This is a genomic window from Pigmentiphaga sp. H8 (assembly GCF_003854895.1).
Lineage (GTDB): Bacteria > Pseudomonadota > Gammaproteobacteria > Burkholderiales > Burkholderiaceae_B > Pigmentiphaga.
This window is the reverse complement of sequence record NZ_CP033966.1, coordinates 810,064-823,954: the sequence shown is the minus strand read 5'-3', so window position 1 is coordinate 823,954 and position 13,891 is coordinate 810,064. Positions and strand designations below refer to the sequence as shown.

Annotated in this window: 13 protein-coding genes; 11 read left to right on the top strand and 2 right to left on the bottom strand. The window is 67.5% G+C overall.

Annotation, left to right across the window (positions count from 1 at the left end; all coding sequences use genetic code 11):
* Positions 1 to 53 precede the first annotated feature (53 nt).
* Positions 54 to 1,253 carry an MFS transporter gene (locus tag EGT29_RS04025; RefSeq protein WP_124687808.1) on the bottom strand — a complete coding sequence of 400 codons (1,200 nt, stop codon included), beginning with the start codon at positions 1,251 to 1,253 and terminating at the stop codon, positions 54 to 56.
* Between the two features lie 250 nt (positions 1,254 to 1,503).
* On the opposite strand from EGT29_RS04025, the gene uvrA reads away from it, so the two are divergent.
* Positions 1,504 to 4,410 carry an excinuclease ABC subunit UvrA gene (gene uvrA, locus EGT29_RS04020; RefSeq protein WP_124687807.1) on the top strand — a complete coding sequence of 969 codons (2,907 nt, stop codon included), beginning with the start codon at positions 1,504 to 1,506 and terminating at the stop codon, positions 4,408 to 4,410.
* A 13-nt stretch (positions 4,411 to 4,423) separates the two neighbouring features.
* On the opposite strand, the gene EGT29_RS04015 is transcribed toward uvrA, so the two are convergent.
* The gene (locus tag EGT29_RS04015; RefSeq protein ID WP_124687806.1) at positions 4,424 to 4,963 is read right to left on the bottom strand and encodes an adenine phosphoribosyltransferase; all 540 of its coding nucleotides are present in this window, start codon (positions 4,961 to 4,963) and stop codon (positions 4,424 to 4,426) included.
* 209 nt (positions 4,964 to 5,172) lie between these two features.
* Here EGT29_RS04015 and EGT29_RS04010 point away from each other — a divergent pair, with 209 nt between their 5' ends.
* From EGT29_RS04010 to rapZ, 10 genes are all read left to right on the top strand, one after another.
* Complete coding sequence (locus EGT29_RS04010; protein WP_124687805.1) at positions 5,173 to 6,189, top strand: SIS domain-containing protein; 1,017 nt, start codon at positions 5,173 to 5,175, stop codon at positions 6,187 to 6,189.
* A gap of 5 nt (positions 6,190 to 6,194) precedes the next feature.
* Positions 6,195 to 6,803 carry an HAD family hydrolase gene (locus EGT29_RS04005; protein WP_124687804.1) on the top strand — a complete coding sequence of 203 codons (609 nt, stop codon included), beginning with the start codon at positions 6,195 to 6,197 and terminating at the stop codon, positions 6,801 to 6,803.
* Positions 6,800 to 7,417, top strand: coding sequence for an LPS export ABC transporter periplasmic protein LptC (gene lptC / locus EGT29_RS04000; protein ID WP_238160282.1), 618 nt, complete (start codon positions 6,800 to 6,802; stop codon positions 7,415 to 7,417). The genes EGT29_RS04005 and lptC overlap by 4 nt, the downstream gene beginning before the upstream one ends.
* A gap of 7 nt (positions 7,418 to 7,424) precedes the next feature.
* Positions 7,425 to 8,033 (top strand): lipopolysaccharide transport periplasmic protein LptA, encoded by a 609-nt coding sequence (lptA, locus tag EGT29_RS03995; RefSeq protein ID WP_124687802.1) that lies wholly within the window; start codon positions 7,425 to 7,427, stop codon positions 8,031 to 8,033.
* Entirely contained in the window at positions 8,030 to 8,839 is an 810-nt protein-coding gene (gene lptB / locus EGT29_RS03990; RefSeq protein WP_124687801.1) for an LPS export ABC transporter ATP-binding protein, read from the top strand. The genes lptA and lptB overlap by 4 nt, the downstream gene beginning before the upstream one ends.
* Before the next feature lie 9 nt (positions 8,840 to 8,848).
* A complete protein-coding gene (locus tag EGT29_RS03985; RefSeq protein ID WP_124687800.1) occupies positions 8,849 to 10,324 on the top strand; it encodes an RNA polymerase factor sigma-54 in 1,476 nt (491 codons plus the stop codon).
* A gap of 276 nt (positions 10,325 to 10,600) precedes the next feature.
* Complete coding sequence (gene hpf, locus EGT29_RS03980; RefSeq protein ID WP_124687799.1) at positions 10,601 to 10,930, top strand: ribosome hibernation-promoting factor, HPF/YfiA family; 330 nt, start codon at positions 10,601 to 10,603, stop codon at positions 10,928 to 10,930.
* A gap of 394 nt (positions 10,931 to 11,324) precedes the next feature.
* A complete protein-coding gene (gene ptsN / locus EGT29_RS03975; RefSeq protein ID WP_087837517.1) occupies positions 11,325 to 11,801 on the top strand; it encodes a PTS IIA-like nitrogen regulatory protein PtsN in 477 nt (158 codons plus the stop codon).
* Between the two features lie 39 nt (positions 11,802 to 11,840).
* Positions 11,841 to 12,773 (top strand): HPr(Ser) kinase/phosphatase, encoded by a 933-nt coding sequence (gene hprK / locus EGT29_RS03970; RefSeq protein WP_124687798.1) that lies wholly within the window; start codon positions 11,841 to 11,843, stop codon positions 12,771 to 12,773.
* A gap of 184 nt (positions 12,774 to 12,957) precedes the next feature.
* The gene (gene rapZ / locus EGT29_RS03965; protein ID WP_124687797.1) at positions 12,958 to 13,890 is read left to right on the top strand and encodes an RNase adapter RapZ; all 933 of its coding nucleotides are present in this window, start codon (positions 12,958 to 12,960) and stop codon (positions 13,888 to 13,890) included.
* Position 13,891 lies beyond the last annotated feature (1 nt).

The following is a 13,891-nucleotide window of genomic DNA, read 5'->3' as shown; positions in this document are numbered from 1 at the left end:
TGAAAATGCGCCGACCGCAATACGGTCTCGTGCGTAAATGGGACAGAAAGGGCTCAGGAGGCGGGGTGGGACACCCGCTCCGGCTGCGCGGCCCGCCTGGCGGGCAGGGGCTTCATCCCCCAGGCCGCCAGCAGCCATATTACCGCCAGCCCCGCCGCAGACTGGAATACCGCCGCGGGCCCCAGGTGGGAGAGCAGCCAGCCGCCCAGCGCCCCGCCGGCGAAAAGCCCGATGGCCTGGCTCGTATTATAGAAACCCAGGGCCAGCCCCTTCAGCGACGGCGGCGCCACGCGGGACACCAGCGAAGGCTGCATGGCCTCGAGGATGTTGAACACCGAGAAGAAGGCGATCATGGCGCCGACCAGCCAGCCATAGCGGTCCTGCGCCCACGGCAGGAACATGCACACCAGCACGAGTCCGGCAACGGCCCCCAGCAGGGTCTTGCGGTGGGTGGCGTAGCGCTCGGTGACGCCGATCACCGGCACCATCACGACGAACGAGGCCAGCACCACCGGCAGGTAGACCTTCCACAGCGTGGCCGCGTCCAGGCCGCCGGTGCGCGCCAGCGCGGCCGGCACCACCACGAACAGCGCGACCTGGATCAGGTGCAGGGTGAAGACCCCCAGGTTCAGCCGCAGCAGGTCGGGGTGCGACAGCACGCTGGACATGGATACCGGTTCGCCCCGCGGCGCCGGCGGCGCGGCCGGAACCACCCAGGCGGCCACGCCCAGCGCAGCCACGCCCAGCGCGGCGATGGTCCAGAACAGGCCGGTCAGCCCGCCCCAGCCCACCACCACCGGGGCCAGTACCAGCGACACCGCGAAGGTCAGCCCGATCGAAGCGCCTATCATGGCCATGGCCTTGGTCCGCACCTCGTCGCGCGTGGCGTCGGCCAGCCACGCCGTCACCGCCGCCGAAATCGCGCCCGAGCCCTGGATGGCCCGGCCGATCGTGATCCAGAACAGGTCGTCGGTCGTGGCGCAGACCACGCTGCCGACGACGAACAGCACCAGCCCCATCACCACCACCGGCCGCCGGCCCCAGCGGTCCGAGGCCAGCCCGAACGGAATCTGCATGAACGCCTGGGTCAACCCGTACATGCCCAGCGCCAACCCCACCCGCGCCGGATCGTTCCCCCCCGGCAAGGCCTTGGCCGCCACCGCGAACACCGGCAGCAGCAGGAACAACCCCAGCATCCGGCACATGAAAAGCGCCGCCAGCGACAAGCTCGCGCGGCGCTCGAAAGGGGTCATCCGAAATGAAGGGTTAGCCATTCGTGAAAAAACCAATTAAAGGGACTTCCCCATGCGGCACCGCAGCCTCCCCTGCCAGCCAGCGAAGCACAGGTGCCCCACCCCAAGAAAGCCGAACTAGACCAGGGCACGGGGGATCCGGCTCCGCCGGTCCCCCGCCGCCCGCCCCCTGGGGGGCGCGCGTCAGCGCGTACGGGGGGGTTATATTACCAAGTTGGCTTTCGCCACCGCTCGCGTAAAGGTTTGCTTGATGGATGTCATCCGCATCAGGGGTGCGCGCACCCACAATCTGAAGAACGTCTCGCTGGAATTGCCCCGCCACCAGCTTGTCGTGATCACAGGGTTATCCGGGTCGGGCAAATCTTCCCTGGCGTTCGACACCCTGTACGCGGAAGGCCAGCGGCGCTATGTGGAAAGCCTGTCCGCCTACGCCCGCCAGTTCCTGCAATTGATGGACAAGCCCGAGGTCGACCTGATCGAGGGCCTGTCGCCGGCCATCTCCATCGAACAGAAGGCCGCCAGCCACAATCCGCGATCGACCGTGGGCACGGTCACGGAAATCCATGACTACCTGCGTCTGCTGTTCGCCCGGGTGGGCACGCCCTACTGCCCCGACCACCAGTTGCCGTTGCAGGCGCAAAGCGTCAGCCAGATGGTGGACATCACGCTGGCCCTGCCGGCCGAGAGCCGGCTGGCGATCCTGGCGCCGCTGGTGCGCGACCGCAAGGGCAGCTTCGAGGACGAACTGGCCAGCCTGCAGGCCCAGGGTTTCGTGCGGGTGCGCGTGGACGGCGAGGTGCTGGACATCGACAGCGTCCCGCCGCTGAAGAAGACAGAGAAACACAGCATAGACGTGGTGATCGACCGCCTGCGCGTGCGGCCCGATGCCCAGCAGCGGCTGGCCGAGAGCTTCGAGACGGCCATCGGCCTGGCCGAGGGGCGGGCCATCGTGCTGGAAATGGATGCCGGCACCGACGACCGCGAACGCGAGCATCTGTTCTCCAGCCGCTACGCCTGCCCGGTGTGCGGGCACAGCCTGCCGGAACTCGAGCCGCGCCTGTTCAGCTTCAATAATCCCATCGGTGCCTGCCCGAGCTGCGACGGCATCGGCCACATGGGTTTCTTCGATCCGAAGCGGGTGGTGGCGTTTCCCGAGTTGAGCCTGGCGGGCGGCGCGATCCGCGGCTGGGACCGGCGCAACCCCTTCTACCACCAGTTGCTGACCAGCCTCGCGGCCTTCTACGACTTCGACGTCGACACGCCGTTCGAGGAACTGTCCGAGGACACCCAGCAGCGCGTGCTGTACGGCTCGGGCGAGCAGGAAATCGCCTTCACCTACGTCAACGAGAAGGGCCGCACGACCGTCCGCTCGCATCCCTTCGAGGGCGTGATCCCCAACCTCGAACGGCGCTGGAAGGAAACCGACTCGGCCACCGTGCGCGAGGAACTCGGCAAGTACCGGAACGTGCGGACCTGTCCCGACTGCGGCGGCTCGCGGCTGCGCGCCGAAGCCCGCAACGTCCGCGTGGGCGAGGACGACCAGGGGCGCGCGATCTATCAGCTGGAGGCCCTGCCGCTGTCCGACTGCCTGCACTGGTTCGAGCAGCTGGCGCTGACCGGCGCCAAGCGCGAGATCGCCGACCGCATCGTGCGCGAGATCGCGGCCCGCCTGACCTTCCTGAACAACGTCGGGCTGAGCTACCTGTCGCTGGATCGCAGCGCCGACACCATCTCGGGCGGCGAGGCCCAGCGCATCCGCCTGGCCAGCCAGATCGGCTCGGGCCTGACCGGGGTGATGTACGTGCTGGACGAGCCCTCCATCGGCCTGCACCAGCGCGACAACGACCGGCTGATCGGCACCCTGCGGCACCTGCGCAATCTCGGCAACAGCGTGATCGTGGTCGAGCACGACGAGGACATGATCCGCGAGGCCGACTGGGTCGTGGACATGGGCCCCGGCGCCGGCGAACATGGCGGGGAAGTCGTGGCGCAGGGGTCGCCGGCCGACATCGTGGCCGACCCGCAGTCGCTGACCGGCCAGTACCTGAGCGGCCAGAAGTCCATCGCCATCCCGGCCCGCCGGCCGGTGGCGGGGCAGGACGAACTGCCGTGGCTGGAACTCAAGGGCTGTTCGGGCAACAACCTGAAAGGCGTGGACCTGCGCATCCCGGCGGGCCGCCTGGTCTGCATCACCGGAGTCTCGGGCTCGGGCAAGTCGACGCTGATCAACGACACGCTGGTCAACGTGGTCTCGCGCCACCTGTACAACAGCCAGACCGAGCCCGCGCCCTACGAGGCCATCGAGGGGCTGGAGCATTTCGACAAGATCATCAGCGTCGACCAGAGCCCGATCGGCCGCACGCCGCGCAGCAACCCGGCTACCTACACCGGCCTGTTCACCCCGATACGGGAATTGTTCGCGGGCGTGCCGGAAGCCCGGGCCCGGGGCTACGATCCCGGCCGCTTCAGCTTCAACGTCAAGGGCGGCCGCTGCGAGGCCTGCCAGGGCGACGGCGTGGTCAAGGTGGAAATGCATTTCCTGCCCGACATCTACGTCCCCTGCGACGTCTGCCACGGCAGCCGCTACAACCGCGAAACGCTGGAGATCCGCTACCGCGGCCGCAACATCAGCGAAGTGCTGGACCTGACGGTCGAACAGGCGCTGGAGTATTTCGAAGCCGTGCCGGCCATCGCCCGGCGGCTGCAGACGCTGATCGACGTGGGGCTGGGCTACATCCGGCTGGGGCAGAGCGCCACCACCCTGTCGGGCGGCGAAGCGCAGCGGGTCAAGCTGTCACAGGAACTGTCCAAGCGCGGCACCGGGCGCACGCTGTATATCCTGGACGAACCGACCACCGGCCTGCATTTCCATGACATCTCGCTGCTGCTGGAAGTGATCGGGCACCTGGTGGACGCCGGCAACACGGTGGTCGTGATCGAGCACAACCTGGACGTCATCAAGACCGCGGACTGGATCATCGACATGGGGCCGGAGGGGGGCGGCGGGGGCGGCAGCATCGTGGCCCAGGGCACGCCCGAGGAAATCGCGCAGGCGCCCGGCAGCCATACCGGCAGCTATCTGAAGAAATTCCTGGCTGCCGGCGCTTCGTCGGCGCCCCCCAGGGCGGCGCGCGCGCCCAGGCGCAAGGCCGGCTGACCCGGCCGGGCGGTCACTCGTCGAATTCGCAGACGGTGTACAGATTCAGCCCCGAATCGCGTATCGCCTTCGACCCGCCCAACTGGGGCAGGTCGATGACCGCGGCCGCCTCGACCACGTTGGCGCCCAGCCGCTGCAGCAGCTTCATGCCGGCCAGCATGGTGCCGCCGGTGGCGACCAGGTCGTCCACCAGCACCACCCGCTGCCCCGGGCGCACGGCGTCGGCGTGCATCTCCACCGTCGAGCTGCCGTATTCCAGGGCATAGTGCTCGGCGATGGTGTCGTAGGGCAGCTTGCCTTTCTTGCGCACGGGCACGAAACCGAGGTTCAGTTCGTGCGCGATCACGCTGCCCACGATGAATCCCCGCGCGTCGATGCCGGCCACCAGGTCCAGGCGCTGGTTCATGTAGCGGTAGACGAACAGCTCGATCAGCACGCGGAAGCTGCGGGGATCCTGCAGCAGCGGCGTGATGTCCCGGAACTGCACGCCGGGCTCGGGCCAGTCGGGCACCGTGCGTATGCGGTCTCGGATGTAGTTCGGGTCCAGGAACATGGCGGGCTCGACAGGAAGGAATCGGGGGCGACCAGGGTCGGCGCTCCCGCGGCACAGGACGCCACTGTAACGCAAAGAGCGTAAAGCAAGGATCGTGCCCTTGCTACTATACTGGTAGATCGTCGCAATTGAATGACCGTTGCCGCGCGAGGCGACGCGAGGCGCATTTTTCGCCGCCCGCCCTCCTGCGGCACCGGCGCGGACCCATCATGAACACCTCAGACAACGGCACGTCCAACGTATACGTTCCCGGCGCCTCCGGCCCCGTCGACGTCATCGACTCGGCCCGCAGCACCCTGGCGGTGGAAATCGAGGCGCTCAAGGCCCTGTCCGGGCGCCTGGACCGCACGTTCGTGCGCGCGGTCGACATCCTGCTGGCCTGCCCCGGACGCGTGGTGGTCAGCGGCATCGGCAAGTCCGGACACATCGCCCGCAAGGTCGCCGCCACGTTCGCCTCGACCGGCACGCCCGCGTTCTTCGTCCACGCTGCCGAGGCCGTGCACGGCGACCTGGGCATGATCACCGCCAACGACGTGCTGGTCACGATCTCGTATTCGGGCACCACGGCCGAACTGCTTACCATCGTGCCCGTCGTCAAGCGCCTGGGATCGCCGCTGATCGCGATCACCGGCAACGCGGACTCCGAACTGGCCCAGCTTGCCGACGTGCACCTGGATGCCAGCGTGCCGCAGGAAGCCTGCCCGCTGAACCTCGCGCCCACCGCCAGCACCACCACCGCGCTGGCGCTGGGCGACGCGCTGGCGGTAGCCTGCCTCGAGGCGCGCGGCTTCGGCCCCGAGGACTTCGCCCGCTCGCATCCGGGCGGCGCCCTGGGCCGCCGCCTGCTGACCCACGTCAGCGACGTCATGCGCACCGGCAAGGACGTGCCCATCGTGCCGATCACGGCGTCGGTTACCGAAGCCCTGGTGGAGATCACCCGCAAAAGCATGGGCATGACCGTCGTGGTCGACGGCGACCGCGTGGCCGGCATCTTCACCGACGGCGACCTGCGCCGCCTGATCGAGCGCGAAGGCGACATCCGCAACCTGACCGTGGTTGCCGGCATGACGCGCAATCCCCTTCACATCGGCCCGGACGCCCTTGCCACCGAGGCGGCCGCGCGGATGGACGACAACCGCAAGAACCAGCTGCTGGTGCTCGATGCCACCGGCCGGCTGGTCGGCGCCCTTCATACCCACGACCTGATGGCAGCAAAGGTGCTCTGAGTTCCATGGCGATTCCTCTTCCTCCCCATCCGGCCGAAGCCCTGATCCTGGCCCGCGTGCCGCAAGACGTGCGCGAACGCGTCGCCCGCCTGCGGCTGATGATTTTCGACGTCGACGGCGTCCTGACCGACGGCCGCCTGTACTACGGCGAGCACGGCGAGACCATTAAGCGCTTCCATGCACTGGACGGCTTCGGGCTGCGCATGCTGCACGAAAGCGGCATCGAGGTCGTGTTCATGACCGGACGCGACTCGCCCACCGTGTCGCGGCGCGCCGCCGAGCTGGGCATCTCCGAGGTCCAGCAGGGCGTGCGCGACAAGAGCGCGGCCGTGACCGCGCTGGCGCAGCGCTGCAACGTCGAGCTGGACGACGTGGGATTCATGGGCGACGACATCATCGACCTGGCCGCCATGCAGCGCGTGGGCTTCGCCGCCAGCGTGGCCGAAGCGCCGACCTACGTCGCCCAGGCCGCCCACTGGGTGGCCACCCGTCCCGCGGGCGACGGCGCGGCGCGCGAATGCTGCGACCTGATCCTGGCCGCGCAGGGCCGGCTGGGCGGCTACATCACCAGCCGCACCCTCACGACCATCACCGCCGGATCCTCTGCCCAATGAAAGACCGACTCGCCTCCGGGGTATCGATCGCGCTGCTGGCCGCCCTGGTGGCCGGCACGTGGTGGGCGGCCGACTACGCCAAGCGGGCGGTGAAGGAAGATCCGCCGCGCCGGCTGACCCACGAGATCGACTCCTTCGTCGAACAGTTCGTCATGGTCCGCAGCGACGAGCAGGGCATGCCCACGACGCGGATGGAAGGCGACCGGCTCGAGCACTACCCGGACGACGATTCGTCGGAAGTCACGCAGTTCCGCGCGGTCAGCCAGCGCACCGAGCGGCCGACCATGACGGCCACTTCCCGGCACGCGCGAATGGACCAGGACGGCGCGCGCGTGATCATGCGCGGCGACGTTCAGTTGCGGCGGCTGCCCGGGCAGGGGCGCCCCGAGCTGAACATACGCAGCGAGGAAGTCACCCTGCTGCCCGACGAGGACGTCGCCTACACGGACCTGCCCGCCACCGTGGTCAACGGCACCACGCGTATACAGGGACGCGGCATGCGCTATGACAACGTCTCGCGCGAATTGAAGGTCAACGAGCAGACACGGGTGCAGATCGTGCCGGGCAGCACGCGGCCGGCCGCGCCCCCGGCCCGACAGCCATACAAAGGATAAAAACACCGTGCCACATCATCGATTCTCCCGATACGCCGCCCAGGCCGTGCTCGCCCTGGCCGCCCTCGCCTGCGGCGCCCAGGCGCTCGCGGCCGCCGCCGACCGCAACCAGCCGACGACGGTGGATGCCGATTCGCTGCGCTACGACGACCTGAAGCAGACCAGCATCTTCACCGGCAACGTCGTGCTGACCAGGGGTTCGCTGATCCTGCGCGCCGACAGGCTCGACCTGCGCGAAGACGCCGAGGGCTATCAGTTCGGCGTCGCCACCGCCAACAGCGGCAAGCTCGTCAACGTGCGCCAGCGGCGCGAGGGCACCGACGAATACGTCGAGGGCGTGGCCGAGCGCGTCGAATACGACGGACGCGGCGAGCTGATCCATTTCATCTCGAAGGCGGTGGTCAAGCGGCTGGCCTGCGAACAGATGGTCGACGAAGTGCGCGGTCAGCGCGTGACCTACAACCAGCGCACCGACACCTATACCGCCACCGGCGGGCCGCAGGCCCCCACGCCCAACCAGCGCGTGCGCACCATCATCCAGCCGCGCGGCCAGACGGCCGCCGGCGCGCCGGCGGCGGGCTGTGGCGCCCCGGCCTCGGGCAAGGCCGCGCAATGAACGCGCCGATCATAGAAGCCGGAGCGCCGGCCGGGGCGCCGCGCGCCGAGGAGTCGACCCAGGGCGAGGGCCGCCTGCGGGCCGAGGGCCTGCGCAAATCCTATCAAGGGCGCACGGTGGTCAAGAACGTGTCGCTGCACGTGGACGGCGGCGAGGTGGTCGGACTGCTGGGCCCCAACGGCGCCGGCAAGACCACCTGCTTCTACATGATCGTCGGGCTGGTGCCGGCCGATGCCGGCACCATCGACATCGATCGCGTCTCGGCCACGAGCCTGCCCATCCACAAGCGCGCGCGGCTGGGGCTTTCCTACCTGCCGCAGGACGCCTCCGTGTTCCGCCGGCTCAACGTCGAACAGAACATCCGCGCGGTGCTGGAACTGCAGCGCAACGAACAGGGCGCGCCGCTCGGCACGAAGCAGGTGAACGAGAGCCTGGAGTCGCTGCTGGACGAATTGCAGATCGGACACATCCGCAGCAACGCCGCCATCTCGCTGTCCGGCGGCGAACGCCGCCGCGTCGAGATCGCGCGCGCGCTCGCCACCAATCCGCGCTTCATCCTGCTGGACGAACCGTTCGCCGGCGTGGACCCCATCGCCGTCATCGAGATCCAGCGCATCGTGCGCTTCCTGAAGGGACGCGGCATAGGCGTGCTCATCACCGACCACAACGTGCGCGAGACCCTGGGCATCTGCGACCGCGCCTACATCATCAGCGACGGCACGGTACTGGCCAGCGGGCACCCCGAGGAGATCGTCGGCGATCCTGCCGTGCGACGGGTCTACCTCGGAGAACACTTCCGCATGTAAGCGGTGCCCATGCTCAAACCCGGACTCCAACTTCGCACCTCCCAGCACCTGGCGCTGACGCCGGCGCTGCAGCAGTCGATCAAGCTGCTGCAGTTGTCGACGCTCGAACTCGAACACGAGATCGAGCAGATCCTGCAGGAGAACCCGCTGCTTGAACGCGAGGACGACCCTGTGGCGGCCACGCTGCGGGTCGACGCCGACGGCAGCATGCACACGACCACGCCCGCCTCGCCGGAAGCCGACGCCGAACCGGGCGGCGAGGCCGTGGAGGCGCCGTCGCCGGCCGACGCCGGCGACGCGCCGGACCTGCCCGACATGCCGGAGCTGCACCGCCCCGGCGGCGAGCACGACGACGACACCGCGCCGCAATTGGCGGCGCCCGATGCCTCGCTGCGCGAGCACCTGCTGGGCCAGCTCGCGCTGACGCAGGCCACGCCGCGCGATGCGGCGCTGGTGACGGCGCTGGTCGACGAACTGGACGACAACGGCTACCTGGACGTGTCGCTGGAAGAACTGGCCGCGCTGTTCCCGCCCGAGCTGGAAATCGACGCCGACGAACTGCGTTCGGCGCTGGGGCTGCTCCAGTCCTTCGATCCGGCCGGCGTGGGCGCCCGCAACATCTCCGAATGCCTGTGCCTGCAATTGCGCGTGCCGGACCTCGATTGCCTGCCCGAGGCCCGCGATGCCGACGTGCTGGCCCTGGCCCGCCAGATCGCCGCCCAGCACCTGCCGCTGCTGGGCGCGCGGGACTACGCCAAGCTGCGCAAGGCGCTGGGCTGCAACGACGACCAGCTGCGCGCGGCCCAGAGCCTGATCCGCCGGCTCGACCCGCGACCCGGTTCGCGCTATTCGTCGCCCGCCGCGGACTACGTCGTGCCCGACGTGATCGTGCGCAAGGCCGGCAACCAGTGGCGCGCCATGCTCAACGGCGAAGCCATGCCGCGGCTGCGCATCAACCAGATGTACGCGCAGATCCTGAAGTCCGAGCGCAGCTCGGCCCATCCCGGGCTGTCCTCGCAGCTGCAGGAGGCGCGCTGGCTGATACGCAATGTCCAGCAACGCTTCGACACCATTCTGCGCGTGGCCCAGGCCATCGTCGACCGGCAGCAGGGTTTCCTCAACCATGGCGAAGTCGCCATGCGGCCTCTTGTATTACGCGAAATAGCAGATACACTAGGCTTGCATGAGTCGACGATCTCACGCGTCACTACGCAGAAATACATGCTCACCCCGCTGGGGACTTTCGAGTTGAAGTATTTCTTCGGCAGCCACGTCGCCACGGAGACCGGAGGAGCGGCATCGTCCACGGCGATCCGTGCGCTGATCAAGCAACTCATTGGTGCGGAGGATCCTACCCAGCCACTATCCGACAGCCAACTTGCGCAGACGCTGGGGGAGCAGGGTATCGTCGTGGCCCGCCGCACGGTGGCCAAATACCGCGAAGCGCTCAAGATTCCGCCGGTTTCCCTGCGTAAGAGCATCTAGTACGGATCGCGCCCGCGCGGCATCGCATGCCGCGCATCCATCACCTGATCGCGATGCTAGGGTTAGACCGTACTTGAAAGCCCCGGATAAAGGCTCATCTTTATAGCAACCGCTGAAAACGCATGTGCCAGCCACTTCGATTGCGTGGCGACATCCGGAACGTTCGGAGCGACGCAAGCAAAGTGGCACGCTCGTGCCACAAGCGCCCATGCCCTGCGGACATGGGCGCGGGCTCCGGGGAAGTCTCCCGGTACATTGCTTCAAGGAGGGCTTTACATGAATCTGAGCATCAGCGGACATCACCTCATCGTGACCCCTGCCATACGTGAGTACGTCCTGAACAAGCTCACGCGGGTGCTGAGGCATTTCGATCACGTCATCGATATCCAGGTGCTGCTTTCCGTGGAAAAACTGCGCCACAGCGCGGAAATCACCATGCATCTCCGAGGCAAGGACGTCCATTGCGAGGCCCAAGAAGAAAATCTATACGCGGCCATCGACGCCCTTGTCGATAAAGTCGACCGACAGGTCATCAAGTACAAGGACAAGGTCCAGCGACCTCGGGTCGAGGAAGCAATGAAGAGAATTCCCCCCCCTACGCCCTGACGGGCGCCCCCCGGGGGGCGGCACTGGCGGACCGGCGGAGCCGGATCCGCGGTGCCCCTGGATAAAACATCGGCTGGCGGGGGAAGGAGGCTTTTCCCGCCGTTGTTTCGTTTAAAGGATGAGTTCGCGTCCAGTTACCCGTGATCAGAATCGAGAAATGCCGCGCTGCGCCATGGTTTTCGAGGGACTGGGTAGGGCCCCGGGTGGGCGCTTCCTTCGTGGGACGAGGGCGTGTGATGCCAGGTCGGGATACGGACGGGTTGTTTGCGGGGCACAAAAGTGCCGCTTTTCGTGACAGAACCGGGACGCTGGCTATAATCGACGTCCATCTCCAAAAGATGTCGCCCGGTCCATCTATTGTGCGAATTTGTATCGCCCGACCGGCGCATACGTTATGAATCTGATCTCGCGGATACTCCCCCCTTCGAACGTGCTGCTTGATCTGGAAGTCACCAGCAAGAAGCGCGTTTTCGAACAAGTCGGCCTATTGTTCGAGAACAATCACGGCATCGCCCGCTCGGTGGTGTTCGACAGCCTGTTCGCGCGCGAACGGCTCGGCTCGACCGGCCTGGGTCAAGGCGTAGCCGTGCCGCACGGCCGCATCAAGGGGCTGACCGATGCGGTGGCCGCCTTCGTGCGCCTGGCTCAGCCCATCAATTTCGACGCCCCCGATGGCAAGCCCGTGCAAATGCTGGTATTCCTGCTCGTACCCGAGCAGGCCACGCAGGTGCACCTGGAAATCCTGTCCGAGCTGGCGCAGATGCTGTCCAACCGCGCGCTGCGCGAGGCCCTGGCCACCGAACCCTCGGCCAGCGCGATCCACTCGCTGCTGACCCACTGGGAACCGGCCCAGTCCGACGCCGCGGTCTGACCCGGCCGGCCCCGGTCGGCCGCCTTTTCCGTGTGCCCCATGCTTACTATCGAAAAACTGGTCGACGAAAACACCGACAAGATTTCCTTGAGCTGGCTGGCGGGGCGCTCGAACGCGAATCGCTCGCCGCTGCCCGACACCTGCCTGGCCGCTGCCGACCTGGTCGGCCACCTGAACCTCATCCACCCGTCCCGCATCCAGGTCTTCGGCCACGAGGAACTGGCGTTCTACGCCCGGCTGGAAGCCCGCCGGCGCGCCCACCACCTGGATGAACTGCTGGCCAGCGGCGTGCCGGCCATCATCATGGCCGACGGCCTGGCCGCCCCGGCCGACCTGCTGGAACACTGCGAACAGCGCAACGTGCCGCTGCTGGCCTCGCCCCGCTCGGCGGCGCAGGTCATCGACCTGCTGCGCATCTACCTGGCCAAGAAGCTCGCCCCCGTCACCACCGTGCACGGCGTGTTCATGGACGTGCTCGGCATGGGCGTGCTGATCTCCGGCGAATCGGGCCTGGGCAAGAGCGAGCTGGCGCTGGAACTGATTTCGCGCGGCCACGGCCTGGTCGCCGACGACGCCGTGGAGTTCTCGCGCATCGCTCCCAACCTGATCGAGGGCCGGTGCCCGCCGCTGCTGCAGAACATGCTGGAAGTGCGCGGCCTCGGGCTGCTGGACATCCGCGCGATCTTCGGCGAGACCTCGGTGCGCCGGAAGATGAAGCTCAAGATCATCGTCCACCTGGTCCGCACCACCTCGCCCGAAGCCAATTTCGAGCGCCTTCCCCTCCAGGCCATGACCCAGGACGTGCTGGCCCTGCCCATACGCAAGGTCGTCCTGCCCGTGGCCGCCGGCCGCAACCTGGCCGTGCTGGTCGAGGCGGCGGTCCGCAACGCCATCCTGCAACTGCGCGGCATCGACACCATGACCGAGTTCATGGAACGGCAGATGGACGCCATCCAGAACGGCGAGCCGTAGAGGTCCCCCCCCTACGCCCTTCGGGCGCCCCCCAGGGGGCGAAACCGGCGGACCGGCAAAGCCGGATCCGCGGTTTCCTGGCAACCAATAGGCTGGCGTGGGTAGGGGGAAAGGGGGACAGGTTTGGGAGTGTGCGTTATTGTTCAGGCTTCGAACGAACCTCTTTTACGAGGCAAAGCCTGCTGTGTTACGTGTCGTTTTCATCACCGGTATCTCGGGCTCGGGCAAGTCCGTGGCTCTTCGTACCCTGGAGGATTTCGGCTACAACTGCGTCGATAATCTTCCTGTCCGTTTTCTTCACGATTTCATCGCGGCCGCGCACGATGAAGGGCTGCAGCGTGTCGGGGTATCCATCGATGCGCGCTCCAGCGGGGCGATCGCCAGCCTGCCGGGCACCATCAATGCGCTGCGCGCGCTGGGCACCGAGATCCGCGTGGTATTCCTGGACGCCGATACCGGTACGCTGGTGCAGCGTTATTCGGAGTCGCGCCGCCGCCATCCGCTAACCGACAAGCTTTTCCACGAAGGCGTCGCGCCCTCGGTCGAGGCCTGCATCGCGCATGAGCGCGAGCTGCTGGGACCGCTGCGCGAGCTGGGGCACGTCATCGACACCACGGGGCTGACGCCCTCGCAACTGCGGTCCTGGGTGCGCAACGTGGTGCAGGCCGATACCGTGCCGCTGGTCCTGACCTTCGAATCGTTCGCGTTCAAGGAAAGCGTGCCGCTGGACGCGGACCTGATGTTCGACGTGCGCTGCCTGCCCAACCCCCACTACGACCCGGTCCTGCGGCCGTTGACGGGGCGGGACGCCCCGGTGGCGAACTTCCTGGCGGCCATCCCCAGCGTGGGGCGCATGATCGACGACATCGCCGCCTTCATCCGCACCTGGCTGCCCGAGTACATGCAGGACACGCGCAGCTACCTGACGGTGGCCATAGGCTGTACGGGCGGCACGCACCGGTCGGTCTACGTGGTGGAACAGCTGGCCGCCATGTTCGCGGGCCAGGGACAGGTGCTGGTGCGCCACCGTGCACAAAAGCAGTTCGACCTTTATGATCCGGGCGGCGGCCCCGCCGAGGCGCCGCCGCTTGCCAGACCCCAGCATCCAGGACCCTAGA